Below are 16,951 nucleotides of genomic sequence, written 5' to 3' on the forward strand. Positions count from 1 at the left end.
CGCCGCCGAAGCCAACGAAACGATCACCCTGAGCCTGAGCGCGCCGGGCGGCGGCGCGGTGCTCGGCGCGACGAAAACCCAGACGCTCAGCATCATCGACAACGACGGCGCGCCCGGCACGCTGGCACTGTCGTCGACGAGCTATACGGTCAACGAGGCCGGCGGCGTGGCCACCGTCACCGTGACGCGCAGCGGCGGCAGCTACGGCACGGCGGCGATCGACTACACCACCGCCAACGGCCTGGCGATGGCCGGCAGCGATTACACCGCCAAGGCCGGCAGGCTGGTCTGGGCCAGCGGTGACGCCGCGAGCAAGACGTTCACCGTGGCGATCCTCAACGACAAGCTGAAAGAGAACCCGGAAACCATCCTGATCCGCTTGAGCAACCCGCAGACCGCCACGCTCGGCAGCCCTGCCAGCGGCACGGTGACGATCGTCGACAACGACTGAGGACAGCGAGGCCGGCGAGGATTTTCGCCGCGCCGGCCCCGACGCAGTGCTGCAGCGCACCAAGAATCGCGCCAGCCGGTAAACTGCGCGGATGATCTCCGCCTCTCGCCTCACCCTTCGCCGCGGCCCGCGTCCGCTGCTTGAAGATGCCAATTTCACGATCCATCCGGGCTGGCGCTGCGGCGTCATCGGCCGCAACGGCACCGGCAAGTCGACCCTGTTCGCCGCCGTGCTCGGTCAGCTGGCGCCGGACAAGGGTGAGCTGAGCTCGCTGAAGAACCTGGCGGTCGCCACCGTGGCCCAGGACACGCCGTCCCTGCCCGATCTGGCGATCGAGTTCGCACTCGATGGCGATGTCGAGCTGCGCGAGCTGGAACGGCGCCTGGTCAAGGCCGAAGACGCGCTGGACATCGACAAGATCAGCGCCATCCACGAGCGCCTGAACGACATCAGCGGTTACGCCGCGCGCGCTCGTGCCGCCGCCCTGCTCCATGGTCTCGGCTTCAGTCAGGAAGCACAGCAGACCGCCGTCGCCGATTTCTCCGGCGGCTGGCGCATGCGTCTGAATCTGGCCCGCGCGCTGATGTGCCGCTCCGACGTGCTGCTGCTCGACGAGCCGACCAACCATCTCGATCTCGATGCCGTGATCTGGCTGCAGAGCTGGCTCAGCACCTATCCGGGCACGATGATGGTGATCTCGCATGATCGCGAGTTCCTCGACGCCATCACTACCCACACGCTGCATCTGGAAGGCACCAAGGCGACGCTGTACACCGGCAACTATTCGACCTTCGAGCGCACTCGCGCCGAGAAGATGACCTTGCAGGCAGGCATGTTCGTCAAGCAGCAGAAGCAGGTCGCCCATCTGCAGAAGTTCATCAACCGCTTCCGCGCCAGTGCCTCCAAGGCCACGCAGGCGCAGAGCCGCATCAAGGCGCTGGAGCGCATGGAACTGGTGTCGGCGGTCCATGCCGATTCCGAGTTCAGCTTCTCGTTCTCCGAGCCGGATCGCCTGCCGTCACCGCTGGTGCGCTTCGACGACGTGGTCTGCGGCTACGGCGAGAAAGTGATCCTGAAGAACGTGCGGATGCTGATCGCTCCCGGCGAGCGCATCGGCCTGCTCGGCCCGAACGGCGCCGGCAAATCCACGCTGGTGCAGACCATCGCTGGCGCCATCCCGCCGCTGAAGGGCGATGCGATGCGCGACGGTTATCTGAGAGTCGGCTACTTCGCCCAGCACACCACCGACAGTCTCGATCCGAACGCTTCGCCGATCCTGCATCTGAAGCGCCTCGATCCGAACGCCACCGAGCAGGGCCTGCGCAGCTTCCTCGGCGGCTTCAACTTCAAGGGCGATCGCGTCTACGAGAACGTCGAACCGTTCTCCGGCGGCGAGAAAGCACGACTCGCCTTGGCGATGGTGGTCTACCAGAAACCGAACCTGTTGCTGCTCGACGAACCGACCAACCATCTCGATCTCGACATGCGCCATGCGCTCGAAACCGCGATGCTGGAGTTCGTCGGCGCGGTGATGGTGGTCTCCCATGACCGCCATCTGCTGACCTCGACCTGCGACCAGCTGTGGCTGGTTGCAGAAGGCGGCTGCCGGCCGTTCGTGGGCGATCTCGACGATTACGCCAAGTGGCTGAACTCGCGCGAGCTGAACCCGGGCAGCGGCAAGAAGAAGGACAAGAAGCCGCAGAAGAGCGCCGAGGAAATCGCCGCCCAGACCAAGGCGCTGAAGGACACCGTGCGCAAGCTCGATCAGACCATGGCCAAGCTGACCAAGGACGTCGACACGTTGACCGTGAAGCTCGCCGACCCGGCGCTGTATGCGCCGGAGAAGAAATGGGATTTCACCAAGCTCCAGAAGGAGCAGGCAGCGGCCAAGAAGAAACTGGCCGAGACGGAAGAAGAGTGGATTGCTGCGAATGAGCAGCTGGAAGCGTTGAGCGCTTGATGTGGCTTTCCTTCCCCCGCTCGCGGGGGAAGGAAACCAACTTCGTAGGGCGGCCCATGGCCGCCGACTCGGCTTGTCGATGAGAGCCGATGGCGGCCATGGGCCGCCCTATGCGCCGATCCGCTGAACCTGCAGCAGCGCGGCACGAATTTCGCTGCCGCTTCCCCATCGCCCGGCTCCCGGGCCGGGGAATGCGCCATGCCGATCAGCCGCCGTCAGTTCGTCACTGCACTCGCTGCGGCCGGAGGCCGTAAAGCGGCCTGGAGCGCGATGCGTGCGCTCGGACTGGTGGCCATGCCGGGGCTCGCCACCACGCCGCAGCTGACGGCCGGCAGTGGCCGAGGCCGCAAGGTGGTGATCCTCGGCGCCGGCATCGCCGGGCTGATCTCGGCCTGGGAACTCGGCAAGGCCGGCTACCAGTGCATCGTGCTCGAAGCGCGCGATAGAGTCGGCGGCCGCAACTGGACGGTGCGCAAGGGCGATCGCATCGAGATGGACGATGGCAGCCGGCAAATCTGCGAGTTCGACAACGGCCACTACTTCAACGCCGGCCCGGCGCGACTGCCGAGCCATCACCAGACCATCCTCGGCTATTGCCGTGAGTTCGGCGTGGCGCTGGAAGTGGAAGTGAACATGAGCCGCAGCGCGCTGCTGCAGTCGGATACCGCCAACGGCGGCAAGCCGATCGAGATGCGCCAGGCGGTGCACGACATGCGCGGCCAGGTCTCCGAGCTGCTGGCCAAGTGCACCAGCCAGCACGCGCTCGATCAGGAGCTGACCGGCGTCGACATCGAAAGCTTTCTCGGCTTCCTGAGCGGCTACGGCAATCTCGACAAGAACCTGCATTACGCGGGCTCGAGCCGCGCCGGTTACAGCGCCTTTCCCACGGCCGGCGATGCGGTCGGTGTGCTGCGCGAGCCGCTGAGCCTGCCGACCCTGCTCGATCCGGTGTTCTGGCAGGGCCCTCTGTTCGACGACACCTTCGAGATGCAGCCGACCATGTTTCAGCCGGTCGGCGGCATGGATCGCATCCCGAAGGCGTTTCACGAGCGGCTGAAATCGGTCGTCCGCCTCGGCAGCGAAGTGAAGGAAATCCGCAACGGCGATCAGGACGTGAAGATCGTCTACCGCGACAAGAAGACCGGCCGTGTGCAGACGGTCAGCGCCGACTACTGCATCTGCACCATTCCGCCGCGGGTGCTGGAAAACGTTCCGGCCAATTTCTCGAAACCGTTTGCCGAGGGCATCCGGCAGATTCCATCCGGTGGCGCCAACAAGATCGCCTGGCAGTCGCCGCGCTTCTGGGAGACCGATCGCCAGATCTACGGCGGCCTGAGCTTCGTCAAGCGCGACGTGCAGCTGATCTGGTATCCCAGCGGCGGCTACTTCCAGCCCAGTGGCGTGCTGATCGGCTGCTACAACTTCGATGACGTGGCGCTGCGCTTCATGCAGCAAAGCATTCCGCAAAGGCTGCAGGCTTCGCGCGATGCCATCGAAGCGCTGTTTCCCGGACGCTCCCAATTGCTGACGCGCGGCCTCACCGTGGCCTGGAATCACGTGCCCTACAACCTGGCACCGTGGACGCACTGGGAAGAGCCCTACAACGCCGTCTACCGCCTGCTCGACCAGCCGGACGGCCGCGTCTATCTTGCCGGCGAGCACATGAGCCACATCAGCGGCTGGCAGGAAGGCTCGGCGCAGTCGGCGCATCGGGTGCTGAAGCTGATCGCCGAACGCAACGCTGCGGCCTGACACCAGAACGACAAACGAAAGAACGAGGAGCTAGACCCATGACCAACCCTTCCCAGTCCCCACGTCGCCGCACGCTGTCCTGGCTCGCCGCCGGCGTGCTGCTGTCCACCGGCTTTGCCGTGCAGGCACACGACGAAGTCACCCGCACGTCGCTCGGCGATCCCAAGTTTCCGATCGCCGCCGCGGTGACTGTGCCGCACGGTTATTCGACGACCTATCTGAGCGGCAACCTGCCCGATGTCGCCAATGCCCAGGCGCCGAAGGGAACGGTCGAGGCTTACGGCAATACCGAAATCCAGACTGCGTCGGTGCTGAAGAAGCTTGGCGAGACGCTGAAGTCGCTGGGCTTGAACTACGGCGACGTGGTGTCGGCCACCGTCTACCTGGTCGGCGATCCGGCCAAGGGCGGCGAGATCGATTTCGCCGGCATGAACGCGGCGTTCTCGACAGTGTTCGGCGCGCCTGCACAGCCGAACAAGCCGGCGCGTTCGACGGTCAAGGTTGCCGGGCTGGTGTTGCCGGGCGCGCTGGTCGAGATCGATCTGATCGCCGTGCATCGCCATGGTGGCGACAAGGCCAAGGCAACGCCCGACGCGAAGTGACCGAAGGCTTCAGCCGGGTGCGGTGGCCCGTTCGAGCCGGCCGAGAAAGGACAGCGCCTGCTCGCGGCTGACACCGCACATCTCGGCACTGGGCTTGAGCCCGGCGCAGACCGCAGGCCGGCTCGGGTCACCGAAGATCGCGCAGCGTTCGTCGTCCAGCAGTTGCACGCAGCGCACGCCGGCTGGTTTGCCGTGGGGCATGCCGGGGATTGGCGAAGAGATCGACGGCGCGATGCAGCAGGCGCCGCAGCCGGCGCGGCAGTTGATTGCCCTTGGCAAGGCGCCGGCTGCGGAAATCACGAGGTTCAGGCCGGCATCCGCTCGAACGCAGGCACGCCTTCAGGCAGCGCGTGGAAGCTCTGCTTGTCGATCGTGAAGACCACGAAGTCGGCCTTGCCAAACAGATCGGGCTTGTCGAGCGAGCCGACCTTGACCAGCACGATGCCGGGGATTCCCGGCGCCCGTGAAGTCAGCGGCGTGCCGCAGGCGCCACAGAATTCGCGGATCACCGGCTGATCCAGATCCTGGCGCTTGAACACCACCGGCTTGCCTTTCACGTACGAGAACTGCGCTTCCGGCAGGCCGACGACGACGTTCGGGCTGCCGCCGCTGATGTACTGACATTCGCGGCAATGGCACTGCGCACGCATCTGCGGTTCGGCTTCGGCGCGATAGCGGACGGCGCCGCAGTAACAGCCACCTTCGATATTCATGTCGCTCTCCTCCTGGTGTTTTTTTTGGTCCTTGAAGTATGCCCGGCGGCGGCTTCGGCGCGTACGGCGGCGCAGTTGGCCGCTGCCGTTTCGCTCAGGATTTCGGCGAGCCTGAGCAGGCCGGGGCCGGCGTAGTCGCGGTCAGCGAAGATCAGATAGAGGGTCAGATGTCGCTCGCCACCATCACGCAGTGGCAGCGCCTTGAGCCGGCCGGCGGCCAGTTCGTCGGTGATCTTTTCCTCCGGGAACCACGCGAAGCCGTAGCCCATCGCCACCGCCTGGATCGAGGTCGACATCTGGCTGACCACCCAGCGCTGCTTGGCATCGTGCGAAACCTGGCCGGGATCGCGGGCGGCGCCGGAATCGCGGACCACGAGGTGACGGTGGTTGCGCAGATCGGTCGAGGTCAGCGGCCGGCCGAGCTGGTGCAGCGGGTGATCCGGATGCGCGACCGGCAGGAACTTGAGCGGCATCAGCGGCTCGCCGAGAAAACCCTGCGGAATCACCGGCGCAATCGCCAGATCGACCCGGCCGCTCAGCAGCGCCTCCGAGGTGCCACCGATCACCGATTCGATCAGCTCGATACGGGTATGCGGGCTGACCTCGCCGAACGCTGCCAGCGCCGGCAGTAGCACCCGGTTCGGGAAGATCACTTCCACCGCCAGCCGCAGTTCGGCTTCCCAGCCGGCGGATAGCTGGCCTGCGGCGCGCTCCAGCCCGGCGGCCTCGTCGAGCAAGGCCTTGGCGCGGCGATAGAGCAATTGGCCGGTAGCGGTCAGCACCGCTTTCCGGCCCTGCACCTCGAAGGCTTTGACGCCGAGGCGGGATTCGATCTGCTGCACGGCGTAGGTGATCGCCGACTGGCTCTTGTGCAGCGCCTCGGCCGCCTGTGCGTAACCGCCGGAATCGACGACCTGCATCAGTGCGCGCCATTGCTCGAGGGTGATGCGGGGCGTCGCCATGGCGAACTCTATGATCGAATCATTCGATGATTAAGCGCGAAAACTTATGCTTTTTTATCTCATCAATCAATCGTCAAATGCTCGCACCGAAACACAGCCCCAACGCACCGCTTCAGGAGACACACGATGACCACCCTGCTCCAGATCAACGCCAGCCTGTTCGCCGGCCAAGGCCAGTCCAGCCAGCTTGCCGACCGCTTCGTCGCCACCTATCTCGCCGCCCATCCGGGCAGCAGCAAGCTGGTTCGTGATGTCGCCAGCGATCCGGTCCCGCATCTCGATGGCCGCCGCTTCGCCGCGTTCACCACGCCGGCCGCCGAGCGCACAGCCGAGCAGAACAGCGTCATCGCCTATTCCGACGCCTTGATCGCCGAGTTGAAGTCGGCAGATGTGCTGGTGCTCGGTCTGCCGATGTACAACTTCGGCGTGCCCTCGCAGCTGAAGAGCTGGATCGACCACATCGCCCGCGCCGGTGAAACCTTCCGCTACACCGCCGAAGGCCCGGTGGGCCTGGTCACCGGCAAGAAGGCCTATGTGTTCGCAACGCGCGGCGGCCTGTACGTCGGCACCCCACTCGATACCCAGACCAGCTACGTGCGGGATTTCCTGCGCTTCATCGGCATCACCGACGTCGAGTTCGTCTACGCCGAAGGGATCGCCTATGGTCCGGAGCAGAAGGACGCCGCGATCAGCAAGGCCAACGACGCCATCGCCAAGCTGGCAGCCTGACTCTCAAACCACACGAACGAGCACCCGCAACCATGAACAAGACCTACCCCTCCGTCGAACTCGCCGGCCGCATCCTGCTGGCGCTGATGTTTCTGCTGGCCGGCATTTCGAAGATCACCGGCTATGCCGGCACCGCGGGCTATATGGCTTCGGCCGGCGTGCCCGGCGCGCTGCTGCCGCTGGTGATCGCGCTGGAAGTTGGCGGCGCGCTGGCGATCATCGTCGGCTTCCAGACCCGCCTCGTGGCGCTGGCGCTGGCCGGTTTCTCGGTCGTCGCCGCCGCGCTTTTCCACTCGAACTTCGCCGACCAGATGCAGATGACCCTGTTCCTCAAGAACGTGTCGGTGGCTGGCGGCTTCCTGATCCTGGCCGCCAATGGTCCGGGCGCCTTGAGCCTGGATGCGAAGCGCAAGGGCTGAGCCGCGGCGCGATGACTCGGCACCATCGTCTTCAGGCGATGGCGCCGCACCCTTTCTCACCCGATCACCGGAGACTTCCATGAGCACTCGCACTCTGCAGCACGTGATCCCGTCGATCCCGACCAGCGATGGCGCCGGGGTCAAGCTGCGCCGGTCGATCGGCGCCCAGCGCGGCCTGTATCTGGACCCGTTCCTGATGCTCGACGAGTTCGGCACCGACAACCCCGGCGACTACATCGCCGGCTTTCCGGCCCATCCGCATCGCGGCTTCGAGACCGTCACCTACATGCTCGACGGCCGCATGCAGCATCGCGATCATCTCGGCAATGTCGGTGACCTCGGCCCCGGTGGTGTGCAGTGGATGAGCGCCGGCCGCGGCGTGATCCACTCGGAAATGCCTTTGCAGGAAAGCGGGCGGATGCGCGGCTTCCAGCTTTGGCTCAATCTGCCGGGCAAAGAGAAACTGTCGCCGGCCTGGTATCGCGACATTCCGGCTGCCGAGATTCCGCTTGCAACGCTGCCCGATGGCGGCAGCATCAAGGTGATCGCCGGCTCGGTGCAGATCGGCGCGCAGACGCTTGACGGACCGATCAATGGCTCGGCGCGGCGGCTGTCCACCGATCCGCTCTACATCGATCTCGATCTGCCGGCCGGAGCGCGTCATCAGCAGGCGATTGCCGCCGGTCACAACGCTTTCGTCTACGCCTATGAAGGCAGCGTGAGCATTGGTGAAGGTGCGGCTGCGAAGGCACTTCCGGCGCAGGCAGCTGGCGTGCTGACGCCGGGCGAGCAGGTGACGATCGTCGCCGGTGCCCAGGGTGCGCGGCTGGTGCTGATCGCCGGCCAGCCGATCCGCGAGCCGGTGGTGCAGTACGGCCCGTTCGTGATGAACACCCGCGAGGAAATCGAGCAGGCGATCCGCGACTACAACGACGGCACGCTGACCCAGGCGGCTTAAGCTGGCTTCGGCCGCCAGTCGACCAGCGCCTTGACCAGCCGCTTCAGCACCGCCTGCAGCGGCTCGGCACGCGCCGGATTCCACTCCTGTGGATTGTTTTCATCGAGATAGCCAGCCTGGACGATCTCCAGATGCAGCGCGTGCAGGCCCATCTGCGGAATGCCGTAGTTGCGCGTCGTGTAGCCGCCCTTGAACAGGCCGTCGACGCTCAGCGAGTAGGACGGATCGGCGCCCAGTGCGGTGGCGGCGATCTGGCGTAGCGAGGGATCGCAGCTGCGGCCCTCGCAGCAGCCAAGATTCAGATCCGGCAGACGTCCGGCGAACAGGCGTGGCACCTCGGCGCGCACCGAATGGGCATCGAGCAGGATCGCGTGGCCGTGCCGTGCATGCAGCGCGGCAATCTGTTCGGCCAAGGTGTCGTGATACGGATCCCAGTAACGCTGGCAGCGCTCGTTGATCTGGGTTGCGTCCGGTGCGAAGCCGGGACGATAGATGTCATCCCGAGCGAAGGTGGTATCGGCGACCAGCCCAGGCAGATCGATGCCGGGATACAGGGATTCGCCGCCGGGATCGCGGTTCAGATCGATCACATAACGCGAGTGGGTGGCCGCCATCAAGGTGGCGCCGGCATACACCGCGAAGTGGAACAGGAAGGGCAGATGCCAGTCGGTATCCGGTAACACGCGAGCCGCCTCGCTGAGCCGCTCCGCATAACCCGGCGGCAAGCTGGTGCCGGCGTGCGGAATGTTGATGATCAGCGGCGAACGGCCGCGAATCAGCATTTGCAGCGGGGCGGTCATCTCAGGCCCCGAGCCCCAACGCCGGCGCGCAGGGATTTCACGCAAGCAACCTCTTCATCACTTGGCGATAGCGGGCGAAGCTCGCTGCTGCCTGAGGATGCTGACCATCGCGCACTACCCAGCGCCCGGCGACCATGACATCGCGCACCGGCTGCCGCGCCGGGCCGAAGATCGCGGCGTCGAGCAGGCCGTCGTGACGCTGTTCGGCAAGCGCGGGATCGTCATCGTTGAGCACCAGCCAGTCGGCCCGGTTGCCGACCGCGAGGCTGCCGACCGGCTGGCCGAGCGCCTGGGCGCCGCCGGCTGCGGTGATCCGGTAGAGATGGCCGCCTAGAGAATCGCCGATGCCTTTGGCGAGCACGTTGCGGCGTTCGAAGCGCAGGCGCTGGCCGTACTCGAACAGCTTCAGCTCGAGGAACGGATCGACGCCGACATGGCTGTCGCTGCCGATGCCGATGCGGCCGCCGGCTCTGAGATAGGGCACCGCGTTGAAGAAGCCGTCGCCGAGATCGCCTTCGGTGGTCGGGCACAGACCGGCGACAACACCGCTGCGCGCCAGGCGTTCGGCCTCGACGATCTCGGTATGGGTGGCGTGCAGCAGGCACCAGCGACCGTCGACGGCGACATGATCGAGCAGCCAGGCCACTGGACGCTGACCGGACCAGGCCAGGCAGTCGTTCACTTCCTTGAGCTGCGCGGCCAGGTTCAGATGGATCGGCATGCCCGGCGGCAGGCTGTCGGCGAGGCTGACCGCCGCCGTGAGCTGCGCCGGCGTCACCGCCCGCAAGCTGTGCGGCGCAATGCCGATGCGCTGGGCCGGATGACCCTGCACCGCTTTCATCAGCGCTTCGACGATCTGCCCGTAGCCCGCTGCGTCATTGATGAAGCGGCGCTGGCCGATGGTGGGCGGTGTCCCGCCAAAATTGTCGTGTGCGTAGAGCACCGGCAGCAGGGTCTGGGCGATGCCGGTGGCGTCCGCCGCCGCCAGCAGTCGCTCGCCGACTTCCGCACGGTTCGCATACGGCCGGCCGTCGGCGTCGTGATGCAGGTAGTGGAACTCGGCGACGCTGGTGTAGCCGGCGCGCAGCATCTCGATGTAGACCTGCGTGGCGATCGCTTCGACATCATCCGGCCGCAGGCCTTCGAGGAAGCGGTACATCAGCTTGCGCCAGGACCAGAAGCTGTCGCCCTGCGGACCGCCCTTCTCGGTCAGCCCGGCCATGCCGCGCTGGAACGCGTTCGAGTGCAGGCAGGGCATGCCCGGCACGACGGCACCATTGAGCACTTCGGCTGCGCCGATGTCGGCGGCTGCGGCGCGCGGCGTGATCGCGGTGATCAGGCCATCATCGGCGACCTCGAACAGAACCTGGTCGTTCCAGCCGGTGGCGAGCAAGGCAGACGGCGCGAGATAGCGGGACATGGCGGGTCGGTGGGGTCGAGTGCGGTTGGCTGGCGCGAAGATTACGCAATCCGGAGGCGGGTCGCCTATGGGCCGATCACCGGGTTCTGACAGTTCAACTCACGGTCTGCAAGCTGCAGCATTTCGGCATATTGAGGCCAAGCGCAGCCAAGGTGAATAGTGTTTCCCCCTCGACGCGCTGCACGGGTAAACGCCGCTCCGCGTGACACCGGCGGGATCGCTGCGATCAACGAAGCGCAGGTGACGCCCACCGCCGGCTAGCGCCTTTAAATCATCGCTGTTAATTTAACTGGACAGGCGTTGCTTCCGATCCGCCTTCATCCCGTTTCAACCTCGTGAACTGCCATGTCCACTGCCATCAACGTCCCAGCCGCGCCGCGCCCGAAAGTTCCGAAGGATGCGCTTTATCAGCCGCCAGCCGTCGCCTGGCCGACCATGCTGCTGTTCGTCGCAGCATTGGCGCTGTGGGGTATCGGCCTACACGGCGCGCTGACCGGCTGGCTACCGCCTGCAGCGGCGATCGCGATCCAGACCGTCGCCGTATTCATGCACTTCACGGTGCTGCATGACGGCGTGCATCGCTCGTTCATGCGCGGGCATCCGCTGCTGAACGATGTCATCGCGACCGTCGCCGGCGGCTTCCTCGGCCCGGTGGTCACCGGCGCGGCATTCCGCTACGTGCACTTCTCGCATCACCGCAACACCAACGATCCGGACAAGGATCCGGACTGGTGGAGCGGCCGCGGCCCGGCCTGGCGCCTGCCACTGCAGTGGGCGACGTTGGACCTGATGTACGTCGCCGTGATCCTGCGCGAATGGGCACAGGTGACGACCCGGGAACGGATCCAGATCATCGTCGTCACCGGCGGCCTGTTGACCGGCTACGGCCTGAGCTGGGTGTTCGGCTTCGGCATGGAAGCAACGCTGTACTGGTTGCTGCCATCACGGATCGCACTCACTTGGCTGGCGTTCGCGTTCGACTATCTGCCGCATTACCCGCACGAGGTTGCACAGACGCACAACCCGTATGCGGCGACCAATGTGCGCGAGGGCGGCGAGCCGGTGATGAAGTGGCTGTTCCTGTACCAGAACTACCACGTGATCCATCACCTGTTTCCGAGCGTGCCGTTCTATCGCTACCTGAAGATCTGGCGGTTGCGCGAAGCGGAATTCACTCGACTGGGCACACCGGTGGTGCCGCTGCTGAAGCTGAGCTAGCTCGGCTCAGAACTCTGCTGGAACGGCGTCACCGGAATGATCTCGCCACGCAGCAGCGCCTCGGTCTTGGCGGGCTCGCTCACCGCTTGCCCTCCGGGGCTTCGCTGCCGCTGCCCAGTTGGTGAGTAGCCTGGACTGAAAGCTGGGCCACGGCTGCCAGCAGTTCGCGGCTGCTGCCGCTGTACGGGAACAAGAAGCGGATGCCGTCGGCCTCGAAGCGGCGGACGATGGTCAGCAGCACTTGCTGGCGGGTATTCATGTACAGCCCGTAGTCCGGGTCGATCATCCAGTAGACCAGCTCGAACTGGTAAGCGCCGCCGACCAGCGCCTTCAAATGCGCGCGATCGACACGCGTCTTCTCCTGACTGGCAACGATGTCGCGCAGCATTCCAGGAATCGTTTCGACGACGTCGACCGGTGTGGCGAACTCGACATCCACCATCATCACCACGCGGCGCTCATACATGCGCTTGTAGTTGCGCAGGCGCGCCTTGAGCAGATCGCTGTTCGAGAAGATCAGCTGCTCGCCGGTGTCGGCGCGCAGGCGCGTGGTTTTCAGGCCCACATGCTCGACGGTGCCCGAAAAACCGTCGACCGCCATCGCATCACCGATCACGAACGGCTTGTCGACGACGATCGACAGGGACGCGAACAGATCGCCGAGGATGTTCTGCACCGCCAGCGCCACCGCGATGCCACCGATGCCCAAACTCGCGACCAGCGCGGTGACGTTGATGCCGAGGTTGTCGAGGATGAACAGCAGCATCACCATCCACAGCAGCAGCTTGCCGATGAAGTTCAGCGCCGACAGGCTGGTGGCGGTGCCGACATCGTGCTGCTCGGCGCGTACCCGTGAGGTAGCGACCCAGAAATCGAGGATCGCCCCCAGCCACATGCCCACCTGCAGCAGCACCGCCGCGGTGACGATGCGATCGAGGATCAGCGCGGTCTTCTTGCCGAGTTCCAGATACTGGCTGCCGAAGTACAGCGCCACGAAGACGATCAGCCACAGCTTGGTCGACTCGACGGCGTTGATCAGCGCCGGATCCATCTTGGTCGCCTTCGGCCGCTGCCAGTTCGACAGCCAGCGGATCAGCAGCCGCTGCACCGCAAACACCACGAGCACGATGGCCAGCGCCACGGCCACGGCCACCAGCCAGTCGCTGAGAGGGTTGCGGACCAGCACGCGATCGAGCGTGCTCAGGTAGGAGATCAGGTCATTCATCGAATCAGGGATACGTTCATATATCAGCGTGCAGCGGGCCTTAGCGGCTGAGTGGCCAGCCAAGTGGCAAAGCCGGCTTCGTCGAGCAGGCCTTCGGCGAGTTGGACCATGTGTTCTACGGCTTCGACACGATCAGGATTGAGCCTGCGGCCATTCAGAGCAAGGAAGGTTCTTGCCACAGTCCATGCGGTGCGCTTGTTGCCATCAAGGAACGGATGGTCACGCGCAATGCCGTAGGCGTAGGCAGCAGCAAGCTCGCAAAGATCATTGACGCCGTACGCCTCCCGATTGCGGGGCCGAGCCAATGCCGAATCGAGCAGACCTGAATCGCGAACACCCGCCAAGCCGCCATGTTCCGCCAGTTGCCGATCATGGATGGCCAGCACGACATCCCGATCAAGAAACCTCATCAGCGCTTCGCGAGTGCGCGCAGGATGTCACGGTCCTCGCGCATCACGTCCTCGGCAGCAGCCATCTGCTCGGCAAAGCCTTCATCGAACGGCGTGATCCGGAACGAGCCGTCCGGTGCCTTGGTCGCGAACACCGAATCGCCCTGCTTCAGCCCCAGTTCGATCATCATCTCCTTCGGCAGCAACACGCCAGACGAGGAACCGACGGCGCGGACTTTCAATTCATACATGGCGGGACTCCTGATCGACGACGAATGTTGATACGGAAATTATAATCCCTCTCGCCACACGCCACCCCGCCTTCACCATCGACGCCCCGCAATGATCAAGCTCCCCGCCAGCCCAGCCCGTCGCGCCGGCCTGATTTTCACCTTCCTGTGGTTCTTCATCGGCGGCATCGGCCATTTCGCCGCAGCCGGCTTCTTCGCTTCGATCGTGCCGCCCTGGGTACCCGAGCCGCTGCTGGTCGTCTATCTCAGCGGCGTGGTTGAACTGGCACTCGCCGCGCAGCTGATCCCGGAGCGGACGCGGCCGCTGGCCGGTGTCGCGCTGATTCTGCTGATCGTCGCGGTGACGCCGGCCAATGTCTGGATGCTGCAGCAGCAAGCGACGCTGTTCCCGCAATTCCCGGTCTGGCTGCTGGCGCTGCGCCTGGTGATCCAGGTCGCCTTGATCGCCAACGTCTGGTGGAGCACGCGGCCCGAGCCTCAGCGCACGTCGCCATCCAGGTAGTACCAGCGGCCGCCTTCGCGAATGAAACGGCTGGTTTCGTGCAGGCGCACGGCGCTGCCGCCGCCGAGGCGGTAACGGGCGACAAATTCGACGATCGCCCGGTCCTCGCCGGTCTGCTGATGCTGGCGGATCTGCAGGCCCAGCCATCGAGTCGGCGGCGCGGTCACGAGGTTCAGATCCTCCGCCCGCGTGCGCGGATGCCAGGTCGCCAGCAGGTAGTCCTTGAGCAGCAGCACATAGGCGCTGTAGCGCGAGCGCATCAGCGCTTCGGCGGTCCCGGCAGCGAAGCCGTCATGCAGTGGGCCGCAGCAGCCACCGTAATGCTGGCCGCTGTCGCAGGGGCAGGCGTCGCTTTCGCCGATCATGGCTGCACTCCGCGCCGCCAGATCAGGCAGCGGTTGTTGGCCGGCATCGCCCGGTCCTCGATCAGCCGCAAACCGATCGCCGACGCCAGCGCGTCAACCGATTCGAAATCGCGGATGCCGCTGGCCGGGTTACCGCTGCGCAGGCTGGCGTCGAACGCGGCATTGCTGGCGCTGGTGTGCTGACCGCCGTAACGGAATGGGCCGTAGATTGCCAATATTGCGTCATCGCCGAGCACGGCTGGCAGCTTCGCGAACAGCAGCTCGACTTCCGCCGCACTCATGATGTGCAGCGTGTTGGCGCTGTAGACGGCATCGAACACCGCCTCCGGAAAAGCGCCGTTGACATCGAGTGCCAGCGGCACCGGCGTGTTCGGCAACGCCGCTTCATCAAGCCAGGCGCGAATGCCCGGCAGGTAGGGCTCGCGGTCCGCGCATTGCCAGTTCAGCTGCGGCAGCGCGGCCGCGAAATGCACCGCGTGCTGGCCGGTGCCGCTGCCGATTTCCAGTACCTGCCGGCGATCGGCGAAGTGTTCGCGCAGCACCGCGAGGATCGGTTCGCGGTTGCGCTCGCTGGCAGGGGAATACGGCTTGTCGATCATGGTTGCGGCGGGCAAGGGTTCAGGGCCGGCAGCATAGCGAAACGCTTTTTGCGTACCATCGAAAGACCGCTGACACCTGAGCCATAACCCCGTGATGACTTGCGCCTGAATCCGCTGAACGACGAAGACCTGCTGCGCGCCATCGGCTGGAACGCGCACTGCACTGCAGCCCTCGCCGCACTGGTCAACCCGCAGGGTCGGCCGGCGCGGATCATCGAGCAGCATCGCGGCCACCTCGTCGTTCACGACGGCCAGCGCGGCCACAAGGCGAAAACGCTGACCGCGCTGTTCGACCGTCTGGAAACCACCGGCGATGGTCTGGCCGTCGGCGACTGGGTGCTGATCGCCGAAGAAGGCGGCAGTCTGTACGTTCACGAGCACCTGCCGCGCGCCAGCCTGCTGCTGCGCAGCCGCGGCGACAACGGCGTGCAGCGGATCGCCGCCAACATCGACACCGCGCTGCTGGTGATGGCGCTGGACAACGATTTCAGCCCCAACCGTCTCGAACGCTATCTGCTGATGGTGCGGGCGGCGAACGTCGCGCCCGTGGTGATCCTGACCAAGCCGGATCGGGCGACCGACATCGACGCGCAACGCGCCGAAGTGGCGGCACTGGCCGGGCCAGCAACGCCGCTGTTCGTGCTCGATGCCCGCGAAGCCCACGCCCAGCAGACCCTGGCGCCGTGGCTGGCCGCCGGCCAGACCTTGGTGCTGCTCGGCTCGTCCGGCGTCGGCAAGTCGACTCTGGTCAACAGCCTGATGGGCAACGAAGCCGAGCGTACCGGTGCGACGCGCGCCTATGACGATCGCGGCCGCCACACAACGACGTCACGCAGCCTGCGCACCTTGCCGCAGGGCGCCTGCCTGATCGACACGCCCGGCGTGCGCGAGCTGAAACTCGGCGGCGAAGAAGACGTCACCGCCGATGCTTTCGAGGACATCGCCGAGCTGGCGCACAGCTGCCGCTTCCGCGACTGCAGCCATGGCAACGAGCCGGGCTGCGCGGTGGTTGCCGGCCTGCCGCCGGAGCGGCTCGACAACTACCGCAAGCTGCGCGACGAGCTGGCCGCCACCCAGAAACGGCGACTGGAAGCCGCCAGCGCGCCGATGCCGACGCGGCGCTCGAAGAAGCGCTAATCCGCGGTGAAGGTCTGGGTGCCGCTCCAGCTGGCGCCCGGCGCCAGGGTCACCGGACAGCCCACTACGGCGGCTTCGATGCACAGCATCTTTCGGTAGCCGTCCGGATCGAGATCGGCAAGCGCAGCGCCTTTCGTGGCACCCGGGTTCCAGACCACGGTGTCGCAGAAACCCTGCTGCTCGATACGCAGGCTGGCGCGCGGCTCACGCAGCAGCAGTTCGTTCGGCGCATCGAAATAGATGCGGTCGACTTCGCCTTCGATCGCCACTTCGTCGCCCGCTTCCAGGCGCACGACATTGCCGTTCGCGCTATCGCGATAACGCAGGCCCTGCAGGCCGAGCACGCGAACGGCCGCCAGATCCTCGACCGCCAGATAGGTGTGCAAGGCCGCCGTGAAAGTGAAGGCTTCAGTGCCGCGATTGCGCACCGACAGCGTTACCGACAACTGCGCGCCGCCGATCGTCGCCCGCAGTTCGGCGACGAAAGCCTGCGGCCAGA

Annotated in this window: 20 protein-coding genes and 1 pseudogene; 10 read left to right on the forward strand and 11 right to left on the reverse strand. The window is 65.6% G+C overall.

Features of this window, described 5'->3' with window-relative positions:
* From Q0D45_RS07900 to Q0D45_RS07915, 4 genes are all read left to right on the forward strand, one after another.
* Positions 1-451 (forward strand): Calx-beta domain-containing protein (locus Q0D45_RS07900; RefSeq protein ID WP_293390925.1); only part of this gene is annotated, 451 nt, incomplete at its 5' end.
* Positions 452-542: 91 nt separating this feature from the next.
* A complete protein-coding gene (locus tag Q0D45_RS07905; protein WP_293390928.1) occupies positions 543-2,411 on the forward strand; it encodes an ATP-binding cassette domain-containing protein in 1,869 nt (622 codons plus the stop codon).
* 198 nt (positions 2,412-2,609) lie between these two features.
* Positions 2,610-4,163, forward strand: coding sequence for an FAD-dependent oxidoreductase (locus tag Q0D45_RS07910; RefSeq protein WP_293390931.1), 1,554 nt, complete (start codon positions 2,610-2,612; stop codon positions 4,161-4,163).
* Positions 4,164-4,201: 38 nt separating this feature from the next.
* A complete protein-coding gene (locus Q0D45_RS07915) occupies positions 4,202-4,765 on the forward strand; it encodes a RidA family protein (RefSeq protein WP_293390934.1) in 564 nt (187 codons plus the stop codon).
* Positions 4,766-4,774: 9 nt separating this feature from the next.
* Here Q0D45_RS07915 and Q0D45_RS07920 read toward each other — a convergent pair whose 3' ends face one another.
* The 3 genes from Q0D45_RS07920 to Q0D45_RS07930 are packed head-to-tail and all read right to left on the reverse strand — an operon-like array spanning position 4,775 to position 6,440.
* Positions 4,775-5,074 (reverse strand): YkgJ family cysteine cluster protein, encoded by a 300-nt coding sequence (locus Q0D45_RS07920; protein WP_366946384.1) that lies wholly within the window; start codon positions 5,072-5,074, stop codon positions 4,775-4,777.
* On the reverse strand, positions 5,071-5,478 hold the full coding sequence (locus Q0D45_RS07925) for a GFA family protein (RefSeq protein WP_293390941.1): 408 nt from the start codon (positions 5,476-5,478) through the stop codon (positions 5,071-5,073). The genes Q0D45_RS07920 and Q0D45_RS07925 overlap by 4 nt, the downstream gene beginning before the upstream one ends.
* Positions 5,475-6,440, reverse strand: a complete 966-nt coding sequence (locus Q0D45_RS07930) for a LysR family transcriptional regulator (RefSeq protein WP_293390944.1) — start codon at positions 6,438-6,440, stop codon at positions 5,475-5,477. The genes Q0D45_RS07925 and Q0D45_RS07930 overlap by 4 nt, the downstream gene beginning before the upstream one ends.
* 126 nt (positions 6,441-6,566) lie before the next feature.
* Between Q0D45_RS07930 and Q0D45_RS07935 the strand changes: the two genes are divergently transcribed.
* The 3 genes from Q0D45_RS07935 (at position 6,567) to Q0D45_RS07945 (ending at position 8,546) form a co-directional block, all read left to right on the forward strand.
* The gene (locus tag Q0D45_RS07935; RefSeq protein ID WP_293390947.1) at positions 6,567-7,169 is read left to right on the forward strand and encodes an FMN-dependent NADH-azoreductase; all 603 of its coding nucleotides are present in this window, start codon (positions 6,567-6,569) and stop codon (positions 7,167-7,169) included.
* Positions 7,170-7,201: 32 nt separating this feature from the next.
* A complete protein-coding gene (locus tag Q0D45_RS07940) occupies positions 7,202-7,588 on the forward strand; it encodes a DoxX family protein (RefSeq protein ID WP_293390950.1) in 387 nt (128 codons plus the stop codon).
* Between the two features lie 79 nt (positions 7,589-7,667).
* On the forward strand, positions 7,668-8,546 hold the full coding sequence (locus Q0D45_RS07945) for a pirin family protein (protein ID WP_293390953.1): 879 nt from the start codon (positions 7,668-7,670) through the stop codon (positions 8,544-8,546).
* On the opposite strand, the gene hutG is transcribed toward Q0D45_RS07945, so the two are convergent.
* Both hutG and Q0D45_RS07955 read right to left on the reverse strand, forming a co-directional pair.
* Positions 8,543-9,346, reverse strand: coding sequence for an N-formylglutamate deformylase (gene hutG, locus Q0D45_RS07950; RefSeq protein WP_293390956.1), 804 nt, complete (start codon positions 9,344-9,346; stop codon positions 8,543-8,545). The two genes, Q0D45_RS07945 and hutG, sit on opposite strands and share 4 nt — an antisense overlap.
* 37 nt (positions 9,347-9,383) lie before the next feature.
* Positions 9,384-10,766, reverse strand: a complete 1,383-nt coding sequence (locus Q0D45_RS07955) for a formimidoylglutamate deiminase (protein ID WP_293390958.1) — start codon at positions 10,764-10,766, stop codon at positions 9,384-9,386.
* Positions 10,767-11,111: 345 nt separating this feature from the next.
* On the opposite strand from Q0D45_RS07955, the gene Q0D45_RS07960 reads away from it, so the two are divergent.
* A complete protein-coding gene (locus Q0D45_RS07960; RefSeq protein ID WP_293390960.1) occupies positions 11,112-11,984 on the forward strand; it encodes a fatty acid desaturase in 873 nt (290 codons plus the stop codon).
* Between the two features lie 79 nt (positions 11,985-12,063).
* Here Q0D45_RS07960 and Q0D45_RS07965 read toward each other — a convergent pair whose 3' ends face one another.
* From Q0D45_RS07965 to Q0D45_RS07975, 3 genes are read right to left on the reverse strand one after another with little or no spacing between them, the layout of a single operon-like run.
* Positions 12,064-13,209, reverse strand: coding sequence for a mechanosensitive ion channel family protein (locus tag Q0D45_RS07965; protein WP_293390962.1), 1,146 nt, complete (start codon positions 13,207-13,209; stop codon positions 12,064-12,066).
* Positions 13,210-13,232: 23 nt separating this feature from the next.
* Positions 13,233-13,619, reverse strand: a complete 387-nt coding sequence (locus tag Q0D45_RS07970) for a type II toxin-antitoxin system death-on-curing family toxin (protein ID WP_293390966.1) — start codon at positions 13,617-13,619, stop codon at positions 13,233-13,235.
* Positions 13,619-13,849 carry an AbrB/MazE/SpoVT family DNA-binding domain-containing protein gene (locus Q0D45_RS07975; protein ID WP_293390968.1) on the reverse strand — a complete coding sequence of 77 codons (231 nt, stop codon included), beginning with the start codon at positions 13,847-13,849 and terminating at the stop codon, positions 13,619-13,621. The genes Q0D45_RS07970 and Q0D45_RS07975 overlap by 1 nt, the downstream gene beginning before the upstream one ends.
* A 91-nt stretch (positions 13,850-13,940) precedes the next feature.
* On the opposite strand from Q0D45_RS07975, the gene Q0D45_RS07980 reads away from it, so the two are divergent.
* On the forward strand, positions 13,941-14,351 hold the full coding sequence (locus Q0D45_RS07980; protein WP_293390971.1) for a hypothetical protein: 411 nt from the start codon (positions 13,941-13,943) through the stop codon (positions 14,349-14,351).
* On the opposite strand, the gene Q0D45_RS07985 is transcribed toward Q0D45_RS07980, so the two are convergent.
* Both Q0D45_RS07985 and Q0D45_RS07990 read right to left on the reverse strand, forming a co-directional pair.
* Positions 14,327-14,716 carry a YchJ family metal-binding protein gene (locus Q0D45_RS07985; protein ID WP_293390974.1) on the reverse strand — a complete coding sequence of 130 codons (390 nt, stop codon included), beginning with the start codon at positions 14,714-14,716 and terminating at the stop codon, positions 14,327-14,329. The two genes, Q0D45_RS07980 and Q0D45_RS07985, sit on opposite strands and share 25 nt — an antisense overlap.
* Complete coding sequence (locus Q0D45_RS07990; protein WP_366946385.1) at positions 14,713-15,315, reverse strand: DUF938 domain-containing protein; 603 nt, start codon at positions 15,313-15,315, stop codon at positions 14,713-14,715. The genes Q0D45_RS07985 and Q0D45_RS07990 overlap by 4 nt, the downstream gene beginning before the upstream one ends.
* A 99-nt stretch (positions 15,316-15,414) precedes the next feature.
* Between Q0D45_RS07990 and rsgA the strand changes: the two genes are divergently transcribed.
* The gene (gene rsgA, locus Q0D45_RS07995) at positions 15,415-16,452 is read left to right on the forward strand and encodes a ribosome small subunit-dependent GTPase A (protein ID WP_293390980.1); all 1,038 of its coding nucleotides are present in this window, start codon (positions 15,415-15,417) and stop codon (positions 16,450-16,452) included.
* Here rsgA and Q0D45_RS08000 read toward each other — a convergent pair.
* Positions 16,449-16,951 (reverse strand): annotated as a pseudogene (locus tag Q0D45_RS08000) (D-hexose-6-phosphate mutarotase); the annotation flags it as partial. The gene rsgA and the pseudogene Q0D45_RS08000 overlap by 4 nt on opposite strands.

Source organism: Nevskia sp., assembly GCF_023266035.1.
GTDB lineage: Bacteria > Pseudomonadota > Gammaproteobacteria > Nevskiales > Nevskiaceae > Nevskia.